The organism is Streptomyces sp. NBC_01092 (assembly GCF_045039535.1).
Lineage (GTDB): Bacteria > Actinomycetota > Actinomycetes > Streptomycetales > Streptomycetaceae > Streptomyces.
Window position 1 is genome coordinate 4,243,001 of sequence record NZ_CP108659.1, and the last position, 21,766, is coordinate 4,264,766.

Annotated in this window: 21 protein-coding genes; 10 read left to right on the plus strand and 11 right to left on the minus strand. The window is 70.2% G+C overall.

Annotated features, from left to right (window positions below; translation table 11 throughout):
- Nucleotides 1–58: 58 nt before the first annotated feature.
- Together OG254_RS19135 and OG254_RS19140 are read right to left on the minus strand one after the other, a co-directional pair.
- Nucleotides 59–403, minus strand: a complete 345-nt coding sequence (locus tag OG254_RS19135) for a hypothetical protein (protein WP_351190110.1) — start codon at nt 401–403, stop codon at nt 59–61.
- A gap of 121 nt (nt 404–524) precedes the next feature.
- Nucleotides 525–2,873 carry an immune inhibitor A domain-containing protein gene (locus tag OG254_RS19140; RefSeq protein ID WP_405583316.1) on the minus strand — a complete coding sequence of 783 codons (2,349 nt, stop codon included), beginning with the start codon at nt 2,871–2,873 and terminating at the stop codon, nt 525–527.
- A 390-nt stretch (nt 2,874–3,263) separates the two neighbouring features.
- Here OG254_RS19140 and OG254_RS19145 point away from each other — a divergent pair, with 390 nt between their 5' ends.
- Nucleotides 3,264–3,521 carry a hypothetical protein gene (locus OG254_RS19145; protein WP_147999553.1) on the plus strand — a complete coding sequence of 86 codons (258 nt, stop codon included), beginning with the start codon at nt 3,264–3,266 and terminating at the stop codon, nt 3,519–3,521.
- Between the two features lie 39 nt (nt 3,522–3,560).
- Here the strand turns inward: OG254_RS19145 and OG254_RS19150 are convergent, their stop codons facing one another.
- Together OG254_RS19150 and OG254_RS19155 are read right to left on the minus strand one after the other, a co-directional pair.
- Nucleotides 3,561–4,217: an RDD family protein gene (locus OG254_RS19150; RefSeq protein WP_405583318.1), complete on the minus strand. Its 657-nt coding sequence runs from the start codon at nt 4,215–4,217 to the stop codon at nt 3,561–3,563.
- A gap of 91 nt (nt 4,218–4,308) precedes the next feature.
- Entirely contained in the window at nt 4,309–5,925 is a 1,617-nt protein-coding gene (locus OG254_RS19155) for an RDD family protein (protein WP_405583320.1), read from the minus strand.
- A gap of 263 nt (nt 5,926–6,188) precedes the next feature.
- Between OG254_RS19155 and OG254_RS19160 the strand changes: the two genes are divergently transcribed.
- A complete protein-coding gene (locus tag OG254_RS19160) occupies nt 6,189–6,602 on the plus strand; it encodes an SsgA family sporulation/cell division regulator (RefSeq protein ID WP_405583322.1) in 414 nt (137 codons plus the stop codon).
- A 17-nt stretch (nt 6,603–6,619) separates the two neighbouring features.
- On the opposite strand, the gene OG254_RS19165 is transcribed toward OG254_RS19160, so the two are convergent.
- A complete protein-coding gene (locus tag OG254_RS19165; RefSeq protein ID WP_405583324.1) occupies nt 6,620–8,026 on the minus strand; it encodes an FAD-binding oxidoreductase in 1,407 nt (468 codons plus the stop codon).
- Nucleotides 8,027–8,129: 103 nt separating this feature from the next.
- Between OG254_RS19165 and OG254_RS19170 the strand changes: the two genes are divergently transcribed.
- On the plus strand, nt 8,130–9,593 hold the full coding sequence (locus OG254_RS19170) for a tetratricopeptide repeat protein (RefSeq protein ID WP_405583326.1): 1,464 nt from the start codon (nt 8,130–8,132) through the stop codon (nt 9,591–9,593).
- 103 nt (nt 9,594–9,696) lie between these two features.
- Here OG254_RS19170 and hppD read toward each other — a convergent pair whose 3' ends face one another.
- The gene (gene hppD / locus OG254_RS19175) at nt 9,697–10,842 is read right to left on the minus strand and encodes a 4-hydroxyphenylpyruvate dioxygenase (RefSeq protein WP_405583328.1); all 1,146 of its coding nucleotides are present in this window, start codon (nt 10,840–10,842) and stop codon (nt 9,697–9,699) included.
- 127 nt (nt 10,843–10,969) lie between these two features.
- On the opposite strand from hppD, the gene OG254_RS19180 reads away from it, so the two are divergent.
- The 7 genes from OG254_RS19180 to OG254_RS19210 are packed head-to-tail and all read left to right on the plus strand — an operon-like array spanning nt 10,970 to nt 15,958.
- Nucleotides 10,970–11,449 carry an Lrp/AsnC family transcriptional regulator gene (locus OG254_RS19180; RefSeq protein ID WP_147999560.1) on the plus strand — a complete coding sequence of 160 codons (480 nt, stop codon included), beginning with the start codon at nt 10,970–10,972 and terminating at the stop codon, nt 11,447–11,449.
- Nucleotides 11,450–11,491: 42 nt separating this feature from the next.
- Nucleotides 11,492–12,139, plus strand: coding sequence for an ABC transporter permease (locus OG254_RS19185; protein WP_351190136.1), 648 nt, complete (start codon nt 11,492–11,494; stop codon nt 12,137–12,139).
- Complete coding sequence (locus tag OG254_RS19190) at nt 12,132–13,382, plus strand: betaine/proline/choline family ABC transporter ATP-binding protein (RefSeq protein WP_405583331.1); 1,251 nt, start codon at nt 12,132–12,134, stop codon at nt 13,380–13,382. Before OG254_RS19185 ends, OG254_RS19190 begins: the two co-directional genes overlap by 8 nt.
- Entirely contained in the window at nt 13,379–14,281 is a 903-nt protein-coding gene (locus tag OG254_RS19195; protein WP_405583333.1) for an ABC transporter permease, read from the plus strand. Before OG254_RS19190 ends, OG254_RS19195 begins: the two co-directional genes overlap by 4 nt.
- Complete coding sequence (locus OG254_RS19200; RefSeq protein ID WP_405583335.1) at nt 14,278–15,237, plus strand: glycine betaine ABC transporter substrate-binding protein; 960 nt, start codon at nt 14,278–14,280, stop codon at nt 15,235–15,237. The genes OG254_RS19195 and OG254_RS19200 overlap by 4 nt, the downstream gene beginning before the upstream one ends.
- Nucleotides 15,238–15,290: 53 nt before the next feature.
- Complete coding sequence (locus tag OG254_RS19205) at nt 15,291–15,773, plus strand: transcriptional regulator (RefSeq protein ID WP_405583337.1); 483 nt, start codon at nt 15,291–15,293, stop codon at nt 15,771–15,773.
- Nucleotides 15,773–15,958, plus strand: coding sequence for a hypothetical protein (locus OG254_RS19210; protein ID WP_405595072.1), 186 nt, complete (start codon nt 15,773–15,775; stop codon nt 15,956–15,958). The genes OG254_RS19205 and OG254_RS19210 overlap by 1 nt, the downstream gene beginning before the upstream one ends.
- Here the strand turns inward: OG254_RS19210 and OG254_RS19215 are convergent.
- From OG254_RS19215 to OG254_RS19235, 5 genes are all read right to left on the minus strand, one after another.
- Nucleotides 15,955–16,737, minus strand: a complete 783-nt coding sequence (locus tag OG254_RS19215; protein WP_405583339.1) for a S16 family serine protease — start codon at nt 16,735–16,737, stop codon at nt 15,955–15,957. The two genes, OG254_RS19210 and OG254_RS19215, sit on opposite strands and share 4 nt — an antisense overlap.
- A 66-nt stretch (nt 16,738–16,803) precedes the next feature.
- Nucleotides 16,804–17,913: an o-succinylbenzoate synthase gene (menC, locus tag OG254_RS19220; RefSeq protein ID WP_405583341.1), complete on the minus strand. Its 1,110-nt coding sequence runs from the start codon at nt 17,911–17,913 to the stop codon at nt 16,804–16,806.
- Complete coding sequence (locus OG254_RS19225) at nt 17,910–18,683, minus strand: chorismate synthase (protein WP_405583343.1); 774 nt, start codon at nt 18,681–18,683, stop codon at nt 17,910–17,912. Before OG254_RS19225 ends, menC begins: the two co-directional genes overlap by 4 nt.
- A 90-nt stretch (nt 18,684–18,773) precedes the next feature.
- Nucleotides 18,774–19,415, minus strand: coding sequence for an IclR family transcriptional regulator (locus OG254_RS19230; RefSeq protein WP_147999569.1), 642 nt, complete (start codon nt 19,413–19,415; stop codon nt 18,774–18,776).
- Nucleotides 19,416–19,730: 315 nt separating this feature from the next.
- Entirely contained in the window at nt 19,731–21,539 is a 1,809-nt protein-coding gene (locus OG254_RS19235; RefSeq protein WP_351190162.1) for a DEAD/DEAH box helicase, read from the minus strand.
- Nucleotides 21,540–21,766 lie beyond the last annotated feature (227 nt).

Below are 21,766 nucleotides of genomic sequence, written 5' to 3' on the forward strand. Positions count from 1 at the left end.
CGTCGTGGCTTGTCGCGCCCACGCGGCGGTAGCCGCAAATCGATACAGCCCCGCGCCCCTAGGGGGTTGCGGCGGGCCTTCTCAACAACGCCCTGATCGGGTGCCACAGCTCCTGCATCAGCTCCGGACCTGTCGCGACACCGTTGTCAGGGGCCGTTCGCCATATCAGGCCGTCGGGGTGGTGGAGGACCGCCGTGATCTCGTCGGGGGTCGGTGGGGCGGCGTTGCCGCGCAGGTAGACGGCGCGCATGCCCAGATTGCGGAGCCTGGTCAGGGCTCGGGCGCGGTTCTGGGCGTGGACGAGGACACGGACGCAGCCCGTGCCGTCGGCGGTGGGTCTGGGCAGGTTCAGAGCCACCACCACGCTGCCGGTCGGCAGCTTGCAGAAACCTCCTGCGGCCATGCGGTCACACCCCCGTGCGAGTCGGTGTCAATAAGGGAAGCACAGGGTGCACCTAAACACGACCGGCGGCAACCCGCCAAGGGGCCGCCGCCGATCATGCTCTGACCTGGGGAAATGCCGACTACTTCACTGCAGGGCCGACCTCGAGCTCGATCGTGGAGCCGTTCTTGGCCTCCTTGACGATCTTGATCTTGGTGTTGGTGTCAGTGATCTTGACGCCCGCGGTCGGGGTCAGCGCGTCGTAGTACGTGTTGGTGCGGTCGTTGAAGACCGGCACCCCCGCACTCGACGGGATCTTGGTCAGGACGTCGGCGTTGTGCAGGTTGATGCCGTCCGTCCGGAACTTGCTGAAGGGCGAGTCGAAGGACTGGATGCGGTTGCGCATCACCGTGCCGTCGGCCCACTTCAGCGCCGCCGGGTGGGAGTCGATCGGCAGGACCAGGCCGACACCGGGGTGCACGCTGGTGTTGTTGTCCGCCTGGGAGGTGTCCCACTTCCAGATCAACAGGCCGTTCTGGTACGCGTAGTGCTCGACCCAGTCCGGACGGACCCCGGCGAAGCCGAAGTTGTACGGGCCGGTCTTGAGCGTCTTGTCGTACGACACGTACTGACGGTTCTCGGCGATGTAGTACTGCGCGTAGTCGTCCGTGATGGACGCGCCGATGCGGGAGAAGCCCTTGGTCTTCCAAGCGGCGTCCGCGCTCTCCGCGTTGTCGGAGAACAGGGCCGTGCCGTCGGCGGTCACGGAGATCTGGTCGGCCGCGAAGCCCTTCTGGGCCACGCCGCCGTCCGTCTGGTAGCGGAAGCGCAGGTCGATCTTCTTGCCCGCGTAGGCGTTCAGCGGGAAGACCAGCTTCTTGTACGCGTCCACCGAGCCGGTCAGCGCGGGCTTGCCGCTGGCGTCCTTCGGGAGGGCCGCACCGTCGACGGTGCCGTCGACCGCGGTCCAGTTGGCGCCGCCGTCGGTCGAGACCTCGGTGTAGAGGTAGTCGAACTCGGCCTCGATGTCGTACCAGCCGTCCAGCGTCAGCGAGGCGGCGGACTTGCCCGTGAGGTCCACGGAACGGGTCAGCGTGTTGGCGAGGTTGTCGCCGCTGCCGCTCCACCACTGGTTCGCGCCCTGCGCCGGCTGCACGATCTGGGTGGTGACCCGCTTCTTGGGCAGCTCGACCACGAGAGCCTGCTTGTGCTTGGTGTTGTACTCGGCGACACCCAGCTTGTGCCACGAGCTCGTGGCGGCCTTGGCCGTGTCGTACTTCAGCCAGCCCAGCTGCAGCTTGTCCCAGGCGGTCATGTCGCCGGGCAGGTTGCCGATCTCCTGCTTGCCGGTTCCGAGCCAGGAACCGGAGGACATCAGGGTCCAGAAGCCGGTGGAGTTGTCGCCGTTGCCGGTGGTGTCGTAGTGGTCCGGCAGACCGAGGTCGTGGCCGTACTCGTGGGCGTAGACACCCAGGCCGCCGTTCTCGGGCTGGACGGTGTAGTCGCCGACCCAGATGCCGGTGTCGCCGATCTTCGCGCCGCCCAGCTTGTTGCCGTCGGGGCCGGTGGCACCCGCGTCGGTGCCGAACGCGTACCAGCGGTGGGCCCAGATCGCGTCGGTGCCCTGCGCGCCGCCGCCCGCGGACTCGTCCTCACCGGCGTGCACGACCTGGAAGTGGTCGATGTAGCCGTCGGACTCGTTGAAGTCGCCGTCGCCGTCGAAGTCGTAGCGGTCCCACTGGTCGAACTGCTTGACGGCCGCCTTGATCTCGGCGTCGGTCTTCCCAGCTGCCTTCTGCTGGGCGACCCACGCGCTCAGGCCGTCGCTGACGACGTTCCAGACGCTGGAGCAGTTGGTCTGGCCGCAGGCGTTGTTGCCGTAACGGGCCTCGTTGTAGGGGACCTTGACCCAGTCGGCGACCTCGCCCTCGACCGAGTAGCGGCCCGAGGACTGCTTCTCGTAGTACTTCTTCACCGACTCGGTCTTCTTGCCGGTGCCGAAGTAGAGGTCCTGGTAGTGCTTCTGGTTGTAGTCGGCCTGCCACGCCGTCGAGTTGTCCTTGGCGCGGTCGGGCTCGGCTATCTGGTTGTGGGCCGGGCCGGCCGTGCCGCCGAACTCGCTGAGCTTGTCGCCGAACTCGACCAGGATCGTGAAGATCTTGTCGGTCTTCTCGCGGCCGAGCTCGACGTACTTGCTGTCGCCCTTCTTGCTCTTGAGCTGGACGACCTGCGAGCCCTCGCGCTTGGTCACCTTGGCGTCGCCGGATATGACCTGATTCAGGGCTTCTTCGCGCTGGGCCTCCTGAGTCTTGGTCATCGGGCCGTCGAGGTTGTGGTCGGCGTGAGTGTTGTCCGCCGGGTCGTGCCGCTCCACGGAAGCAGGCGCGCCTTCGTCGGCCTGAGCCACCGCGAAGGTCGAGAATGTCGCCGCCGCCGTCGCGAGCGCTACGGCGGTAGCCGCCGCTCTGAACGTCCAGGGTCTACTGGTCACTTGAAATCCTCCCCCGCGCCGGGCGCGCGGAAGGAGGGTCCTGGTCATGGAGGATCCGCGCACGTGATCAACGCGTGTAGTCAAGTGACGACATTTGACTAGAGGTTAAGCAGAAAAGACAGACCTTGACTTGCACAAGTCAATTGCACTATGCGAAGTCGATGTTCGTTTAGCGAACAACGATCTTTCGGTTAACGGGCGCGCGCCGCCGTCCACTTGCTGGACCCCATGACTCCGTGCGCCCCCCGTGCACCGGCACTGTTGGTTAGGTCACGCTTACGGTTTGTTCCACTCGGGCATGCACGCGGTTAGAGTCGGATGGCGGAACGCCCGGACGTCGGCGGAAAGCCAGGCCGAGACCCCCCGTGCACCCCTGATTCCGAGGACACGATGATCATGCCTCGTCCGACTGCCGCACAGCTCGCCTACGGCTCGTGCACCGTGCTCTTCTCCACACTCGCCATGCTGCTGCTGTCACAGACCAGTTCGGGTGTGGGGATCGCGGTCATCGCCGTATCGGCGCTCATGCTCGGGTTGCTGGTCGCCATGACCGTACCCATGCCGAAGAGGACCCGCGTGGTGGCGGTGCGCAAGCCCGCCGCCGCGGAACAGGAGAAGGCGGAGGAGCCCGCGCTCTCTCAGTCCTGACGTTCGTCCAGTCCTGACGTTCGTCCCGCTTCCGGTTCGTCAGCCGCCCGTGCTGACCACCACCGTCTTGGCCGCCTTGTCGTGCAGCCCCTGCTTGTAGGGCCGGTCGAAGTAGCTCCAACCACCACAGATCGCCGTCCAGATACAGGCGCAGCAGAACGCGAACGGGATCCACAGCACCGCCGCGCGGATCAGTGAGGTCTGCACGGACGGTGTGGCGCCGTTGTCGAGGTTGGCCACCCGCATGTTGAGCAGCTTCTTGCCGAGGGTCTGCCCCGTGCGGACGGTCAGGGCGGTGTCGTACGCGATGTAGAGCACGGCGGCGATCGCCGACTGGGCGAGGGACTTGCTGTATTCGACCTTGTCGGTGTCCACGTCGAGTTCGGTGACCCCGAATCCCCAGGTGAGCAGCCAGACGACGATGCCCACCAGGATCATGTCGAGGATGCGGGCCAGCGTGCGCTTGCCGCTGTCGGCGAGCGGCGGCATTCCGGCGAGCGGGTCGGCGGGGTAACCGCCACCGCCGTACGGATCACCGCCGTAGGGGCCACCGCCGGGCGGAGGCGGGGGCTGGCCGCCGTACGGAGGCTGATCACCGTACGGCGAACCCGGGCCGCCGGGCGGCGGGGGCTGCTTCCTGAACGGGTCGTCTTCCGGGGGCTGCTGCCCGGAGCCGGGAGGCGGTTCGCTGCTCATGGCCCCGAGTCGACCGCGAACCTTGCGGTTTCGCATCCGGCGCGGGGCCGTCCGAGGTACGTAAATCGCCTGGGACGTTCGCCGTACGGGTTCAGGCCGCGACGAACGTATGCGCCACCTTGTCGTGCCAGCACTGGTGCCACGGCCGGTCGAAGACGCACCACAGCACGCCGACGACGCCGACGACGAGCAGGCCGGGCACGCTGTAGACCAGCCAGCGGCGCAGGGCCGCGCCGAACTCCGGGGGCTGGTGCCCCTCGATGTCCCGCACCTCCAGGCCGAGCAGCTTCTTGCCCAGCGTGCGGCCCCACTTGGCGGTCGGCAGGGCTTCGTAGACCACGCCGAACAGCAGCAGCACGGCCAGGATGATGCCCAGATACACCGACGTGGTGCCGTCCAGCAGCCACACCGTGACCGTCTCGCCGGAGAGCTTGGCGGCGTCGATCTTGTCGTTGACGTGGTCGAGGGCCTTGCTGCCGAGCGGCACGGCGACCACCGCGGTGACGGCGGCCAGCGCGATCGTGTCCAGCAGCCGGGCGAGCAGCCGCTTGCCGAGGTTCGCCGGGCGGGCGGCGGACTGACGCAGGGCGGCCGCCTGGAAGGGGTCCAGGGTCGGCGGCTTCCACGGGGCGACCGGCTGGTCCTCGTCCGGGCCCGCGAGCCGGTGGACCTGCTGCGCCCAGGAGGACTGACCGCCGCCGACGCCCGGCGACATGGGCATGGCATCGCCGGCGCCCTGCTGCGGGCCGCCCGACTGGCGCGGGACGCTCGGAGCGCCCTGCTGCGGGCCGGAGAGGCCCGTGGGGGCACCGCTGGCGGCCTGAGCGGCGCCACCGGCTCCAGGGGCCGCCTGAGCCTGCGGCTGGGCCACTGCTGCGCGGTCGGCGGCGGCCTTCCCGGCGCCGAAGCCGGGGCCCTGCGGGGCACCGGCCGCGGAGGGGCGCTCTGCGTCCCCATGTGCGGCGCCCGGGACGGCGGACGCGCCCGTGCCACCTGCCTGCGCCCCGGCCGCCCCTCCCTGCTGCCCCGTGCGCGGGGTCACGGCGCGGATGGCCATGGTGCCGTCGACAGGGGCGGGGCCACCGGGGCTCGGGATGCCGGGAGCGCCCTGCCCCGAGGCGCCGGAGGACTGCGCACCGCGGGCCCCCGCCACGGGCCTGCGGATCATGAACGTGTCACCCGAGGCGAGGCCGCCGGCGTCCGTGTCCGGCTCGGCGGGCGATGGGGGTCCCCCCTGTTCGAGCGAAGCCGAGAACTTGGGGGAGGACGCCGTGCCGTCGGTGCGGGCGGCGTGGCCGTCCGGCTGACCCGTAGGCGCGGCCGCACGCGGGTCCCTCGGGTCGTTGTCCTGCGGTGACCCCCAGGAGACCCGTCGGTCCTGCTCGCCGCCGAAGCCGGACTGGCGGGAGGAGTCGGCGCCCCAGGCGGACGCCGGCTCGGGCCGGCTGCCGTGCTGGGCACCGCCCGGCGCCGGCTCCTCGTCGAAGAAGTGCGGGCCGGTCTCCTCCACCAGGGGAGCCTGGCCGGCCTGGGCCGGCTGAGCGCCCGGCGGCGGGGCGAGCGTCTCGCCGTCCGTGGGCGCCGGACGGCTGGTGCCCGGCACCCAGGAGGCACCGTTCCAGTACCGGACATATCCAGGAATGGACGGGTCCGGGTAATACCCGTCGCGGGGCCGGTCGTCACCGGGGGCCGGGGTTGGGGCGCTCATGTCCGTCGTCCGGTATCTGCTCGTGGGTCAAATGAAGGCCTCCACATCTATCAGACCGGCGAGGCGAGCACCGCCGGTCCCGTGGGACCCACCCCTTTCCGGGCAACCTCGTACACGTAGTTCACACGAGCGGAACCCCCGTGGGGACCGGGGCGGAAAAAAGTTCCGCGAACCCGCGTAATGATCCGCGCCCCCGCTCCCTCTCCACTCGTACGGGCCCGTCCACACGGCTCGCACGCGTCACGAGAGAGGACCCGCACGCCATGCATGACACCGTCGTAGAGCGCGAACTGGAGCTGAAGCTCATCCTGTCGCCGGAGCGCAGCGTCGCCGTCCCGGCCCGGCTGAGCTACCACAGCGACGATCCGTACGCCGTCCACATCACCTTCCACATCAACTCCGAGCACCCCGTGTACTGGACCTTCTCCCGCGATCTGCTCGTCGAGGGGGTGTTCCGGCCGTGCGGGCACGGGGACGTGCGGGTGTGGCCGACGAAGTCCGAGGGGCGCAGTGTGGTGCTGATGGGCCTGAGCTCCCCCGACGGGGACGCGCTGCTGGAGGCGCCCGCTGCTCAGGTGTCGGCCTGGCTGGAGCGGACGTTGCGGGTGGTGCCCCCGGGGACCGAGGGCGAGCAGCTGGGGATCGACGACGCGCTCGACCAGTTGCTCGCCCAGTGAGCCGTGGGGGCGTCGGGTCAGAAGAGCTTGCCCGGGTTCAGGATGCCCAGCGGGTCGAAGACCTGCTTGACGGCCCGCTGCATCTCGATCCCCACGGGGCCGATCTCACGCGCCAGCCACTCCTTCTTCAGCACACCCACGCCGTGCTCGCCCGTGATCGTGCCGCCGAGTTCCAGGCCGAGGGCCATGATCTCGTCGAAGGACTCACGGGCGCGCCGGGACTCGTCGGGGTCCGACGCGTCGAAGCAGACGGTGGGGTGGGTGTTGCCGTCCCCGGCGTGGGCGACGACGCCGATGGTCAGCTGGTGCTTCTCGGCGATCCGCTCCACGCCCTCGATCAGGTCGCCGAGCCTGGACCGGGGCACGCACACGTCGTCGATCATCGTCACGCCCCGCACGGCCTCCAGCGCCGTGAGGGACAACCGCCGTGCCTGCAGGAGGAGTTCGGACTCGGCCGCGTCGTCCGCCGGGACGACCTGGGTGGCGCCGGCCGCCTCGCACAGCGCACCGACGGCGGCGAGGTCGGGCGCGGGGTCCGGGGTGTCGAAGGCGGCCAGGAGCAGGGCCTCCGTGGTCTCCGGCAGGCCCATGTTCGCGATGCTGTTGACCGCTTTGACCGTCGTACGGTCCATGATTTCGAGCAGCGACGGGACGTGCCCGCCCGCCATGATCCGGCACACCGCGTCACAGGCGGCGGCCGCCGACGCGAACTCGGCGGCGAGGACCAGCTGCTGCGGCGGCTGCGGCCGCAGGGCCAGGACGGCCCGTACGACGATGCCCAGCGAGCCCTCTGAGCCGACGAACAGGCGGGTCATGTCGTACCCCGCCACGCCCTTGGCCGTACGGCGGCCCGTGGACATCAGGCGTCCGTCGGCGAGGACGACGTCGAGGCCGAGGACGTACTCGGCCGTCACCCCGTACTTCACACAGCACAGGCCCCCCGAGGCGGTGCCGATGTTGCCGCCGATCGTGCACATCTCCCAGCTGGACGGGTCCGGCGGGTAGTACAGGCCGTGTTCGCCCACCGCGCGGGACAGGGCGGCGTTGATGACGCCGGGCTCGACGACGGCGATGCGGTCGACGGGGCTGATCTCCAGGATGCGGTCCATCTTGGTCAGGGACAGCACGACGCAGCCGTCGGAGGCGTTGGCCGCGCCCGACAGGCCCGTGCGGGCGCCCTGCGGGACGACCGGGACGCGCAGCTCGGTGGCGGTGCGCATGACGTGCTGGACCTCTTCGACGGTGCGCGGCAGCACGACCACGGCGGGGGTGCCGGCCGGGCAGAAGCTCGCCATGTCGTTGGCGTAGGCGGCCGTGACGTCGGGGTCGGTGAGGACGGCCTCGGCGGGCAGACCCGCGAGCAGCCGCTCGGTGAGGTCACCGCGGGCCTGGTCGGGTGCGGCTTCGGTACGGCTCATGATCACAGCGTGACACCCGGGGCCATCGGTGTGAACCCCGCGTACGGCGGTCGGCGGCAGGCGGGTGTGGTCGTCGTGTCGACGCGGCGTTTCACGCACAGTGAGCGCCATGGAGAACCGCACCGTGAGCGCCCCGGACGACGATGCCGTGGAGAACGAACAGGCAGCGCCGGCAAGCCGCCCGCGCGTCCGGCGGCGGGTGCTGCTCGCCGCGGTGGCGGGGTGTGCCGTGCTCGGCGTGGTGCTGGCGCTGGTGCCGTGGGGGCAGGGCGGGACCCGGGCGCCCGAGCCGGCGCCGGGGGCGCAGGCGTTGACCGCGGTCACCACGGGCGTAGCGGCCGCGCTGCCCGATCTGGCGGTGCTGATCGACGAGCGGGAGCGGCATCTGCGGTCCCATCCGAGGGACGCCGAGTCGTGGGCCGTGCTGGGGGCGGCGTATGTGGAACAGGGCCGGCGGACCGCCGAGCCGGCGAACTACCCGAAGGCGGAGGACGCGCTGCGTACGTCCCTGAAGGTGCGGGCGCACAACGCCGAGGCGCTGGACGGCATGGCGGCGCTGGCGAACGCGCGGCGGGACTTCCGGGCGGCGCGCACTTGGAGCGAGGCGGCGCTGAAGGCGGACCGGGGGCGGTGGGCGACGTATCCGCAGCTGATCGACGCGCACACCGGGCTGGGTCAGTACAAGGCGGCCAAGCGGGCGCTGGACCGGCTGCTGGAGCTGCGCTCGGGGCCGGAGACGCTGGCGTGGGCGGCGGGCGTGTACCGGGACCGGGGCTGGCGGGAGGACGCGGCGGCCGCGCTGTCGGACGCGGCGGCGGGCGCCGAGGCCCCGGCCGAGCGGGCGGCGTATCTGGAGCGGGGCGGGCAGCTCGCGTGGGAGCGCGGCGACTTGGAGGTGGCGCTGCGGCACTTCCAGGAGGCGGTACGGCTCGACCCCGACCAGCGGGCGGCGCTCGCCGGTCAGGGGCGGACGCTGGCGGCGCTGGGCCGTACGACGGAGGCGCTGAACGCCTACCGGGTGGCGTTCGCCAAGCAGCCGAATCCCGAGTACGCGCTGGAGCTGGGCGAGCTGTACGAGTCGCTGGGGCTCGGGCAGGCGGCTCGGGTGCAGTACGACCTGCTGCGGGAGCGGGCGGCGCGGGGCGCGGCCGGTGGGGTGGACGAGGAACTGGTGCTCGGCCGTTTCGAGGCGGACCACGGTGATGTGGAGTCGGCCCTACGGCGGCTGCGGGCCGAGTGGCGGGTGCAGCCGGGGATCGCGGTGACCGACGCGCTGGGGTGGGCGCTGCACCGGGCCGGGAAGGACAAGGAGGCGCTGAAGCTCGCGCGGGTGGCGACCGACCGGCACCACGGGGGTGCGGTGCGCAACGCGCTGTATGTGTACCACTTGGGGATGATCGAGCGGGAGCTGGAGATGCCGGGGGCCGCGCGGCGGCATCTGCAGGAGGCGCTGCGGATCCATCCCCACTTCTCGCCGACGCGGGTGCCGCTGGCCGAGCAGGCGTTGGCGGAGCTGGGCGAGCCGTCGGTGCGGGACGTGCCGGACATGGACGCGAAGCCCGAGAAGGACTGAGCGGGGCCGAAGGGGCCGGGGAGGGCGTGGTCGGTTCCTCCGGGCGTGCGGGCCCCCCGTGGCACCCGCACGACCGGAGCGACTCAGTCGGCCCAGTCGGCCGTCACAGGTTTCCGCGCTTCTCCTGCTCCCGCTCGATCGCCTCGAACAGGGCCTTGAAGTTGCCCTTGCCGAAGCCCATCGAGCCGTGGCGCTCGATGATCTCGAAGAAGACCGTCGGGCGGTCCTGGACCGGCTTGGTGAAGATCTGCAGCAGGTAGCCGTCCTCGTCACGGTCGGCGAGGATCTTCAGCTCGCGCAGGGTGTCCACGGGGACCCGGGTGTCGCCGACCCACTCGCCGAGCGTGTCGTAGTACGAGTCGGGGGTGTCCAGGAACTGGACGCCGGCCGCGCGCATCGTCCGTACCGTCGCGACGATGTCGTTGGTGTTGAGCGCGATGTGCTGGACGCCGGCGCCGCCGTAGAACTCCAGGTACTCGTCGATCTGGGACTTCTTCTTGGCGATGGCGGGCTCGTTGATCGGGAACTTGACCTTGAGCGTGCCGTCGGCCACGACCTTCGACATCAGCGCGCTGTACTCGGTCGCGATGTCGTCGCCCACGAACTCCTTCATGTTCGTGAAGCCCATGACCTTGTTGTAGAAGCCGACCCATTCGTTCATCCGGCCGAGCTCGACGTTGCCGACGCAGTGGTCGATGGCCTGGAAGGTGCGCTGGGCGGGCGGCTCGACCATGGGGCTCGCGGCTACGTAGCCGGGCAGGTACGGGCCGTCGTAGCCGGTGCGCTCGACGAGGGTGTGGCGGGTCTCGCCGTAGGTCGCGATCGCGGCCAGCACGACCGTGCCGTGCTCGTCCTTCACCTCGTACGGCTCCGTCACCGAGCGGGCGCCGTGTTCGAGGGCGTACTCGTAGGCCCGCCGCGCGTCCGGGACCTCGATGGCGAGGTCGATGACACCGTCGCCGTGCTCGGCCACGTGCTGGGCGAGGAAGTGGCCCCAGGCGGTGGCGGGCTTGATGACGGAGGTGAGGACGAAGCGGGCGGAGCCGTTCTCCAGCACGTAGCTCGCGGTCTCGCGGCTGCCGTTCTCCGGTCCGGAGTAGGCGACCAGCCGCATGCCGAAGGCGGTCGAGTAGTAGTGCGCCGCCTGCTTGGCGTTGCCGACGGCGAACACGACCGCGTCCATTCCCTTGACCGGGAAGGGGTCGGCCTGCCGGGCGGTGTCGGGAGTGTGGTGTGTGGTCTGCGTCATAGGCGCAGGGTCACTCCGATGCGGCAAGGTGCGCAATAGTTTGGTTTTTCACTGGGCAACATGCTTAGTGCAGGGTCCGTTTCTGCTGGCTGTCTGTACAGGATGACCACCGCACCGGGAGGCTGCCATGGCGATCGATCATCTGGACGGGCGGATCATCGTGCTGCTGGCGCGCGAGCCGCGGATCGGGGTGCTGGAGATGTCCCGGCGGCTGGGGGTGGCCCGCGGGACCGTGCAGGCGCGCCTCGACCGGCTTCAGTCGAACGGAGTCATCCGCGGATTCGGTCCCGAGGTGGATCCGGCCGCGCTCGGGTATCCGGTCACGGCGTTCGCGACGCTCCAGATCCGCCAGGGGCAAGGGCCGGACGTACGCGCGCACTTGGCGACCGTGCCGGAGGTGCTGGAGCTGCACACCACCACCGGGACCGGGGACATGATGTGCCGGCTCGTGGCGCGCTCCAACGCCGATCTCCAGCGTGTGATCGACCGGGTTGTCGGCTTCGATGGGATCGTCCGGGCCTCCACCGCGATCGTGATGGAGAACCCCGTTCCGCTGCGGATCATCCCGCTGGTGGAGCAGGCGGCGGAGGACCGGGACCGCAGCTAGCCCGGGCCGGCAACCGGCCCGCGACCCGGTGGGGTGAGTCCTGTGAGCTTCTGGGAGTACCTGGGCAACCGCCACCAGCAGCTGCTCACCGACGCCTTCCAGCACGCCAGCGCCGTCCTGCAGTGCATGGTCGTGGCGACGGTGATCGGGGTGCTGATCGGGGTGGCCACGTATCGCAGCGAGTGGGCCGGCAACTTCGCCACGCTGACCACCTCGGGCATCCTGACCGTTCCGTCGCTGGCCATGATCGGTCTGCTCATCCCGATCGTGGGGCTGGGCGTGGCGCCCACGGTGATCGCGCTGACGCTGTACGGGCTGCTGCCGATCGTGCGCAACTCGATCGTCGGGCTGCGCGGTGTCGACCCGTCCCTGGTGGACGCGGCCAAGGGCATCGGGATGTCCCGGCTCATCCGGCTGCTGAAGGTGGAGCTGCCGCTGGCCTGGCCGCCGATCCTGACCGGGATCCGGGTCGCCACGCAGATGCTGATGGGCATCGCGGCCATCGCGGCGTACGCCTCGGGCCCCGGCCTCGGCAATGTGATCTTCCGTGGTCTCGCCTCGCTGGGCAGCGCGAACGCGCTCAACCAGGTGCTCGCGGGCACGGTCGGGATCATCATCCTGGCGCTGCTGTTCGACGCCGCGTACGTCCTGATCGGGCGGCTGACGATCTCCAGGGGGATCCGTGCCTGAGAGCAGCGGTCACGACGACCACCACGGTGCCTCCATCGAGCTGGAGAACCTGTCGAAGCAGTATCCGGGCAATCCGCAGCCGGCCGTGGACAACGTGAACATGGAGATCAAGGCGGGCGAGGTCGTCATCCTCGTCGGCCCCTCCGGCTGCGGGAAGTCGACGACGCTGAAGATGATCAACCGGTTGATCGAACCGACCGGCGGCCGCATCCGCATCGGGGGCGAGGACGTCACCGACATCGACCCGGTGAAGCTGCGCCGCAAGGTCGGCTACGCGATCCAGTCCGCGGGCCTGTTCCCGCACATGACGGTCGCGCAGAACATCGCGCTCGTACCGAAGATGATCGGCTGGTCCAAGGCTCGGATCGCGTCCCGGGTCGAGGAGCTGCTGGACCTCGTCGGGCTGGACCCCGGGGAGTTCCGCAGCCGGTACCCGCGCCAGCTGTCCGGCGGACAGCAGCAACGCGTCGGCGTGGCAAGGGCGTTGGCGGCCGATCCCCCCGTCCTGCTGATGGACGAGCCGTTCGGCGCGGTCGACCCGATCACCCGCGATCATCTCCAGGACGAGCTGATCAGGCTCCAGCACGAGCTGCACAAGACGATCGTCTTCGTCACCCATGACTTCGACGAGGCCATCAAGCTCGGTGACCGCATCGCCGTCCTGCGCGAGCGCTCGCACATCGCCCAGTTCGACACCCCGGAGGCGATCCTCACCAACCCGGCGGACGACTTCGTGTCCGGGTTCGTGGGTGCCGGGGCGGCGCTGAAGCGGCTGAACCTGTCCCGCGTACGGGATGTGGAGATCACCGACTATCCGACGGTGACCGTCGACGACCCGCTCCAGGAGATCTTCAACCGGCTCCGGTCCAGCGGTACGAACGAGATCCTTCTGCTCGACAAGCGGGGCCGGCCCTACAAGTGGCTGCGGCGCGGCGATCTGATGCGGGCCAGGGGTTCGCTGGCACGGGCCGGGACGCTGGTGCACGACACGGTGACGCGGGACGCCACCCTGCGGGACGCCCTGGAGGCGGTCCTCACCGACAACGCGGGGCGGGCGGTGGTGACCGGGCGGCGCGGTGAGTACACGGGTGTCGTCGACATGGAGACGCTGATGAACTCCGTGCACGAGCTGCTGGAGGCCGACCGGCTGGAGGCGCTGGAGGCACAGCACGAGCTGGAGGGGGCGCGGGCGGAGCGGACGCACGCCGAGCAGGAGGGCCCAGGAGTGGAGAGGAAGGCGTGAGCACTCCGGAGGCTCCCCGGCCGTCAGGGGTTCAGGAGACGTCCGGGACCGGGGGGCGGGCGGAATCCGGGACTTCGGGCGCCGCGGAGGCCGCGGAGGAGGCCACCGGGGAGACCACGGCTTCCGCCGCCCCCTCCCCCTCCCCCGCCGCGCACAAGCCTCCAGCCCGGAAGGTGAGCTGGCAGCAGCTGACCGTCGTACCGGCCCTGCTGGTGGTGATGCTGCTGGCGACCTGGCTGTGGTTCCAGCAGGCGGACCTGGACGCGATCTCCGAGAACGCGCTGGCTCACGGGCAGGTCTCCACAGCCCTTCAGGAGCAGATCGAACTCACGGCGATCTCCACCTTCTTCGTGCTGATCATCGCGATCCCGGTGGGCATCCTGCTGACCCGGCGGGCGTTCCGGAAGGCCACCCCGGTGGTCATGGCGATCGCCAACATGGGCCAGGCGACCCCGGCGATCGGTCTGCTCGCCCTGCTGGTGATCTGGCTGGGCATCGGCCGCAGGGCCGCCCTGATCGGCATGATCGCGTACGCCGCCCTGCCCGTGCTGTCCAACACGATCGCCGGGCTCAAGGCGAACGACCCGACGCTGCTGGAGGCGGCCCGCGGCATCGGCATGTCCCAGACGGGCGTGCTGACCCGGGTCGAACTGCCGCTGGCGGTCCCGCTGATCCTGGCGGGTGTGCGCACGGCCCTGGTCCTGAACGTCGGTACGGCGACGCTCGCGGTCTTCGGCGGGGGTGGCGGCCTGGGTGTGCTGATCACGGCCGGCATCACCAACCAGCGCATGCCGGTACTGGTCCTGGGCTCGATCCTCACGGTCGCCCTGGCCCTGCTGGTGGACTGGCTGGCGTCACTGGCCGAACTGCTGCTGCGGCCGCGGGGGTTGGACGTATGAGGCGGCGCACGGTCCTGCTCGCGGCGGGGTTGCTGGTGGCGGCCTCCGGATGCGGCCTGACCAGCGGCTCCCCGATGGTCGACGACGTACGGCCCGGAACGATCGGACGGGGCGAGCCGCTGAAGGGCGCCGAACTGACGGTGACGTCGAAGTCGTTCACCGAGCAGCTCATCCTCGGCGCGATCATGGGCATCGCCTTCCAGGCGGCCGGCGCGGACGTGCTCGACCGCACCGGGATCCAGGGGTCCATCGGCAGCCGCGAGGCGGTCGTGAAGGGGGACGCGGATGCCGCGTACGAGTACACGGGCACGGCCTGGATCACCTACCTGGGGCACAGCGATCCCGTCGTCGACCCTCAGGAGCAGTGGGAGGCCGTGCGGAAGGAGGACGCGCACCACGGGCTGACCTGGCTGGCGCCGTCCGCGCTGGACAACACGTACGCCCTGGCGATGAACCAGGAGAACCACAAGAAGTACCGGACGAACGACCTCTCCGAGGTCGCCGCGCTGTCGAAGTCCGACCCCGCCGCGGTGACGCTGTGCGTGGAGGTCGAGTTCGCGAACCGGGCGGACGGGCTGCCGGGAATGCAGAAGGCGTACGGCATGAACGTGCCGACGAAGGACATCACCCAGATGGACACCGGGATCATCTACACGCAGGTGGCGAAGGGGAGTTGCACCTACGGCGAGGTCTTCACGACGGACGGCCGCATCAAGTCCATGAACCTCGTGGTGATGGACGACGACAAGCACTTCTTCCCCAACTACAACGCCGCCCCGGTGATCAACACCAAGACCCTGAAGAAGTGGCCGGCGATCCCGGAGATCCTCGACCCGATCACCAAGAAGCTGAACAACACGGTCGCCCAGGACCTGAACGCGAAGGTGGATGTGGACGGGGAGGATCCGCATCAGGTGGCGTTGGACTGGATGAAGGAGGAGGGGTTCGTGAAGTAGCGGGTTCCAAAGAACTCCTTGCAAAGGGACGGCACGGGGCGGCGACCGCGTTGATGCTCGCCGAGCGCTTGGGCCAGTCGAGCGGCGCCACCAGTTATCACCTGCGACAGCTCGCCGCGCACGGGTTCGTCGAGGACGATCCGGAGCGCGGAAAGGGGCGGGAGCGGTGGTGGAAGGCGGTCGAGCAAGGCATCTCGGTACAGGAGGACTTGCATCAATCCTCGGATCCGACGGTGCGCGGTGCGGCCGACATGCTTCTGCACGAGATGATCTCCCAGCACACCCGCGACGTGACGACGTGGGTGGCCACCCGCGACACCTGGGGGCCCGCGTGGTGGGAGAACCACGCGATGGACCTGAGCGACTGGGAACTACGCCTGACGCCCGAGCTCGCCCGCGAACTCATCGCGAAAGTCCATGAGTTGATCGGCAAGTACGACGACCTCGATGTCCCCGAGAACGCGCCAGAAGCGGAGTACGTCCGCTTCCACACGCACGTCTTCCCCATCGCCACGGACCGAAAGAGACCCCAGTGATCGACCCGGAGACCCACCGCGCCTTACACCGCATCCGCGCCGCCGAACTCCACGCCCAGGCCGCAGCCCATCGGCTCGCGGCCCGGACCAGGCAGCCGTACGACATCCGCAGCCGACTCGGCTGGACCCTCGTAGAACTCGGCCTGCGCCTCGCCACCCCCCGGCCGCCGGCGCTCGCGCACTAGCAGCTCGGCACAGAACCCTTGCCCGACTCCAGTGACTCCAGTGCTCCCACGGCGCCCTTCAGCGTGGTCACCGGGACCAGTCGCAGCCCCTTCGGCAGTTCCGCCTTCGCGTCGCCGCACTCCTCCTTCGGGACCAGGAAGATCGTCGCGCCGTCGCGTTTGGCCGCCTGGGTCTTCAGGGAGACGCCACCCACCGCGCCGACCTTGCCGGCCGGGTCGATCGTGCCGGTGCCGGCGATGGTGCGGCCGCCGGTGAGATCGCCGTCGCCGCCCAGCTTGTCGATGATGCCGAGGGAGAAGAGGAGGCCGGCGCTGGGGCCGCCCACGTCCGCGAGTTTCAGGGTGACCTTGATGTCCTTGTCGTTCAGGTCGAGGTAGTTCAGCGCGGCCTGGGTCGCGGCGTCCTGGGACTCCTTCATCTGCTCGGTGTTGTACTGCTCGATCTCCTGCGTGCTGCGCCCGCTCGGATAGACCGAGTCGCGCGGCATGACCGCCTCGTCCGTGCGGAACCACGCGCCGATCACGTCGCCGAGCGAGACGTCCGTGTCGGGCGAGGTCGCCTCGATCGTCGTCATGCGCAGCTCGCCGCTCGTGTCCCGGGTCGGCGCACCGGAGATCGTGATCACCGGTTCCCCCCTGTTCTCACCCAGCACGTCAGCCGTCAGGCCGGGCTGCGTCAGCGAGAACGGCAGCGGCGCGAAGGCAGCCGTGGCGAGCAGGGCCACGACCGGCAGGGCGCAGAGGGCGACGGCCCGGGGGCGCGTGAGACGAGAGAACACGGGATCAATCTAACGTGGCGGCGAGTTCCGGCCCGGCGCAGGTCGGAGCTGCCCAGGTTCCCCCACTCAGGTCACGTACAGGTCTCGCCGCGCCCGTGTGAAGCGGCGCAGCGCCTCCGGCAGCGGTCGCACCCCGATGCCCGGCGTTCGCGGCACCGGCAGATGGCCGTCCACCAGCACGAACGGCTCCGTGAGGTCCTCGGCGAAGTAGCGGCTGGAGGCGGAGGTGTCCCCGGGCAGCGTGAAGCCGGGCAGGGCGGCCAGTGCCAGGTTCGGCGCGCGGCCGATTCCCGTCTCCAGCATGCCGCCGCACCACACCGGCACCCCATGCGCGTGCGCCACGTCGTGCACCCGCCGCGCCTCCAGGTATCCCCCGACCCGCGCGGGCTTGACGTTCACGACCCGGCAGGCGTCCATCGCGATGGCGGACGCGGTGTCGCGGGCGTTGTGCAGGGACTCGTCCAGGCAGACGGGGGTCGCGATGCGCTGCTGGAGGCGGGCGTGGGCGTGGAGGTTGTTCTCGTCCAGCGGCTCCTCGATCAGCAGCAGCCCGTACTCGTCCAGCCGCCGCAGGTGCTCGGCGTCCGCGAGCGTGTACGCCGTGTTGGCGTCCACCTGGAGCGGCAGCCCGGCCCCGAAACGGTCACGCACCGCCCGTACCGGCTCCAGGTCCCAGCCGGGTTCGATCTTCAGCTTGATCCGGACGTAGCCCTCGGCGAGATAGCCCTCGACGGCGTCCAGCAGCTCGGGGATCGTCCGCTGGATCCCGACCGACACCCCGGCCGGCACCCGCTCCCGCACCGCCCCGAGATACGTGGCCAACGGCATCCCGTACGACCGCAGCTCCGCGTCGAGCACCGCGGTCTCCAGCGCCGCCTTCGCCAGCTCGTGTCCCTTGATCTTCGCCGTCACGGGCGCGAGGTGGGCCGTATCGAGCACGGGCAGCGCGGCGGCGCGCGGCAGCAGGAAGTCGCGCAGCACGATCTCCGCGCCGGCCACGAACTCCGAGCAGTACAGCGGCTCCGGGTCGGCCGCGAACTCCGACCAGCCCTCGGCGGTGTCGGTGACGACGTGCAGCAGGAAGGTGTCCTTCGTCGTCATCGTGCCGAAGGACGTACGGAAGGGGCTGACCAGCGGAATCGCGACATGGACGATCTCGACGCGTTCGAGTTTCACGAAGTGGCCTCCCGGCGGGTGAGCGTGTACCAGCCGTCCCGAGACATACCCGTCGCGACGAAGCCGTCCGCGAAGGCCTTCGTGAAGACGTCCCGAACGGCCCGCCGCCAGCGCAACGCCAGCTGGGGATCGGCGGCCCGCAGCGCCACGATGTCGTCCGGCACCCGGCACCAGACGTACCGGTCGGACAGGTCGCGGCGGGCGAGGGGGCCGCCGTCGGGGGCCGCGTGGGTGGTGGGCGCGGCCTCGCGCTCACCGGGTCCGGGGGCGCCTTGCCGGCGCCCCGGCTCGATCAGGTCCCAGGTCACCGCCAGCCGGTCGGTCTCGTCGCCGTCGTTCACGCCGTCCGCCATGGGGCCGTAGAAGTCGACGAGGTACTCGGTGCCCTCGGCGCCGAGCTTGACGAAGTTGAAGCGGGCGTTGCGCCCGACCAGCGGATCGAACGTCCAGCGCATGGTGCGCGCGCCGAGCTCCACCGCCCACTCCCGCTGCGCCTCCTTGATCCGCACCCCGAGCCCCCGCTCGGACGCGGTCAGCAGGGAGTACACCTCTCTGGACACCGGCGGCCCGAACACGGCCACGCAGGCACCGGCGAGCCGTTCCCCGTCGTACGCGGCGTGCACGGCCCCGCCCGCGTGGGCGATGCTGTGCAGCGTCTCGGGCAGTAAGGGCGGCGCGGTACGGGGCGTCTGCCATACGTCGCTGAAGTAGTCGGCGACCGCGGCGAACCCGGCGACGTCATGGACCGTGCGGATGCTGAGTGAGGTCATGGGTCGAGTGTCGGAGGTGGCACGAGCCCTGCCTAGAGCGCCTACGCACCGTCGGCACCGACCGGCCACCGCCGAGCCGCCCCGCACCGGTCAGCGCAACGCTTCGGCGACCTCCTTCGCCGCGTCCACGACGCGCGGTCCCACCCGCTCCGGCACCGAGTCGGCCAGCATCACCACACCCACGCTGCCCTCGACGCCGGTCACCCCGAGCAGCGGCGCGGCCGCCCCGCTCGCTCCCGCCTCCAGTTCGCCGTGGGTGAGGGTGTAACCCGGCTCCTCCATGGGCTGGAGCCGGGCGGAGAGTATCGCCCGGCCCGCGGCACCGCGGTCCAGCGGATGCCGGAAACCGGCCCGGTAGGCCACGTGGTAGTCGGTCCAGGTCGGCTCGACCACGGCGACGGCGAGCGCTTCCGTGCCGTCCACCAGCGTCAGATGGGCCGTCGCCCCGATGTCCTCGGCGAGCGAGCGCAGCGCCGGCAGCGCGGCCTCGCGTACGAGGGGGTGCACCTGGCGGCCCAGGCGCAGCACCCCGAGCCCGACCCGGGCGCGGCCGCCCAGGTCACGGCGTACGAGGGCGTGTTGTTCCAGCGTGGCGAGCAGCCGGTACACAACGGTCCGGTTCACGCCCAGTTTGTTGGATAGCTCGGTGACGGTCAGCCCGTGGTCCGTATCGGCCAGCAGTTTGAGGACACGCAGTCCCCGGTCGAGCGTCTGAGAGGTCTCCGCGGTCACGACGCCCACTCCTTAAGTGGTGAGGTCGGCGGGCCCCCTCGCGGCGAATGCGTCACCGAGTCCCGTCAGTGACGCGCTTCAGAGGCCGCCGATCGGCCTGCGGTCCGGCATTCCGGACCGCGTCGCTTCACGGCTGCGCTCCGCGGCGGCGCTGCCACGGGGCGTGTGCGTAGCGGGACATTAGCGAAGGCGGTTCGCTGAGCGGAAGGCTCCGTCCAGAATCCGGGCAGTGGCCGGTACGGACCACGCCCTTTCGTCCCGATATACGGCGCACGCGGCGCCCCTTCAGGAGCGCAGGGAATCGCACGCCCGGCGTCACCGCATACGGGTGGCCCACTCCTGCACCTTGGCGATCCGCTGCCGCAGCTGCCCCGCCGTGGCCTCGGCGCTCGGCGGCCCGCCGCACACCCGCCGCAGCTCGGTGTGGATGACGCCATGGGGCTTGCCGCTCTGATGGACGTAGGCACTCACCATCGTGTTGAGCTGCTTGCGCAACTCCATCATCTCTTTGTGCGAGACGACGGGCCGCCGCTCGGCCGGCAGCTCCAGCAGGTCGGCCTCGCTGTCCGGCTTCTTACGGCTGTGCGCTATCTGCCGGGCCTGGCGCTTCTGCAGAAGCATCTGCACCTGATCGGGTTCGAGCAGCCCCGGAATCCCGAGGTAGTCCTGCTCCTCCTCGCTTCCCGGGTGGGCCTGCATGCCGAACTCGGCGCCGTCGTAGAGGACCCGGTCGAAGACGGCCTCGGACTCCAGCGCCTCGAAGGAGAACTGCTCCTGCTCGCCGGTGTCCTCGTCCTGCTCCTTGTTCGCCTCCTCCATCTCCTTCTCGGATTCGGCGTACGGGTCCTCCTCGCCCTCCTTCTTCGGCTTGTCGAGGGCGTGGTCGCGCTCGACCTCCATCTCGTTGGCGAAGGTGAGGAGGTCGGGGACGGTCGGCAGGAAGACGGAGGCGGTCTCGCCGCGCCGCCGGGACCGTACGAAACGGCCGACGGCCTGCGCGAAGAAGAGCGGGGTCGAGATGGTGGTGGCGTACACGCCGACGGCGAGGCGCGGCACGTCGACGCCCTCGGACACCATTCGTACGGCGACCATCCACCGGTCGTTGTTGCCGCTGAAGTCGTCGATCCGGTTGGACGCCCCGGCGTCGTCGGACAGCACGAGCGTCGCCTTGTTGCCGGTGATCTCACGGATCAGCTTGGCGTACGCGCGGGCGGAGTCCTGGTCGGAGGCGATGACGAGCGCGCCGGCGTCCGGGATGGCCTTCCTGACCTCGGTCAGCCGCTGGTCGGCGGCGCGCAGCACACTCGGCATCCACTCGCCGCGCGGATCCAGCGCCGTACGCCAGGCCTGGCTGACGGCGTCCTTGGTCATGGGTTCGCCGAGCCGCGCGGCGATCTCGTCGCCCGCCTTGGTGCGCCAGCGCATGTTGCCGCTGTAGGAGAGGAAGATGACCGGCCTCACCACATGGTCGGCAAGGGCGTTGCCGTAGCCGTACGTGTAGTCGGCGGCCGACCGCCGGATTCCGTCGTTCCCCTCCTCGTACGTCACGAAGGGGATGGGGTTGGTGTCGGACCGGAACGGCGTACCGGTGAGCGCGAGCCGGCGCGTGGCGGGCTCGAAGGCCTCCAGGCAGGCCTCGCCCCAGGACTTGGAGTCACCGGCGTGGTGGATCTCGTCGAGGATGACGAGCGTCTTGCGCTGCTCGACCCGGTTCCGGTGCAGCATGGGCCGTACGCCGACACCGGCGTAGGTCACGGCGACGCCCTGGTAGTCCTTGCCGAGCGGGCCGGCGCTGTACTCGGGGTCGAGCTTGATGCCTATGCGCGCGGCCGCCTCCGCCCACTGCTTCTTCAGATGCTCGGTCGGCGCGACCACGGTGACCTGCTGCACGACATGGTGGTGCAGCAGCCAGGAGGCGAGGGTCAGAGCGAAGGTCGTCTTACCGGCGCCGGGCGTGGCGACCGCGAGGAAGTCACGCGGCTGCTCCTGGACGTACTTCTCCATCGCGCCCTGCTGCCAGGCACGCAGCTTGCTGGCGGTACCCCAGGGGGCACGGCCGGGAAAGGCGGGTGACAGGTGGTGGGAGTGGGAGGCAGAACTGGAGCTGGCGGCGGTGGTAGTCACGGTCTCCGGAAGAGGGGTCGGGCGGCTCGGCACGTATGACAACCGGGCCACCCTACCGGCGCCCCGGCGGTACCGATGTGCGGACCAGGCCGGGTCGGGGGCGGGTGCGACTGACGTCACAACGGCGGCAGCGGCGGCGCGATCACCCCGGCGTCTGCATCTCCGCGGAGGCCACGTCGATGACCAGCGTGTACGTCGCGTCGTGGATGCTTTTAGCCCGTCCGGCG

Coding starts and splice junctions, on each gene's coding strand:
- OG254_RS19135 (WP_351190110.1), bottom strand. CDS start 403: ATGGCCGCAGGAGGTTTCTGCAAGCTGCCGACCGGCAGCGTGGTGGTG.
- hppD (WP_405583328.1), bottom strand. CDS start 10,842: ATGACGCAGACCACACACCACACTCCCGACACCGCCCGGCAGGCCGAC.
- OG254_RS19180 (WP_147999560.1), top strand. CDS start 10,970: ATGGCGATCGATCATCTGGACGGGCGGATCATCGTGCTGCTGGCGCGC.
- OG254_RS19145 (WP_147999553.1), top strand. CDS start 3,264: ATGATCATGCCTCGTCCGACTGCCGCACAGCTCGCCTACGGCTCGTGC.
- OG254_RS19160 (WP_405583322.1), top strand. CDS start 6,189: ATGCATGACACCGTCGTAGAGCGCGAACTGGAGCTGAAGCTCATCCTG.
- OG254_RS19200 (WP_405583335.1), top strand. CDS start 14,278: ATGAGGCGGCGCACGGTCCTGCTCGCGGCGGGGTTGCTGGTGGCGGCC.
- OG254_RS19155 (WP_405583320.1), bottom strand. CDS start 5,925: ATGAGCGCCCCAACCCCGGCCCCCGGTGACGACCGGCCCCGCGACGGG.
- OG254_RS19205 (WP_405583337.1), top strand. CDS start 15,291: ATGCTCGCCGAGCGCTTGGGCCAGTCGAGCGGCGCCACCAGTTATCAC.
- OG254_RS19225 (WP_405583343.1), bottom strand. CDS start 18,683: ATGACCTCACTCAGCATCCGCACGGTCCATGACGTCGCCGGGTTCGCC.
- OG254_RS19170 (WP_405583326.1), top strand. CDS start 8,130: ATGGAGAACCGCACCGTGAGCGCCCCGGACGACGATGCCGTGGAGAAC.
- OG254_RS19150 (WP_405583318.1), bottom strand. CDS start 4,217: ATGAGCAGCGAACCGCCTCCCGGCTCCGGGCAGCAGCCCCCGGAAGAC.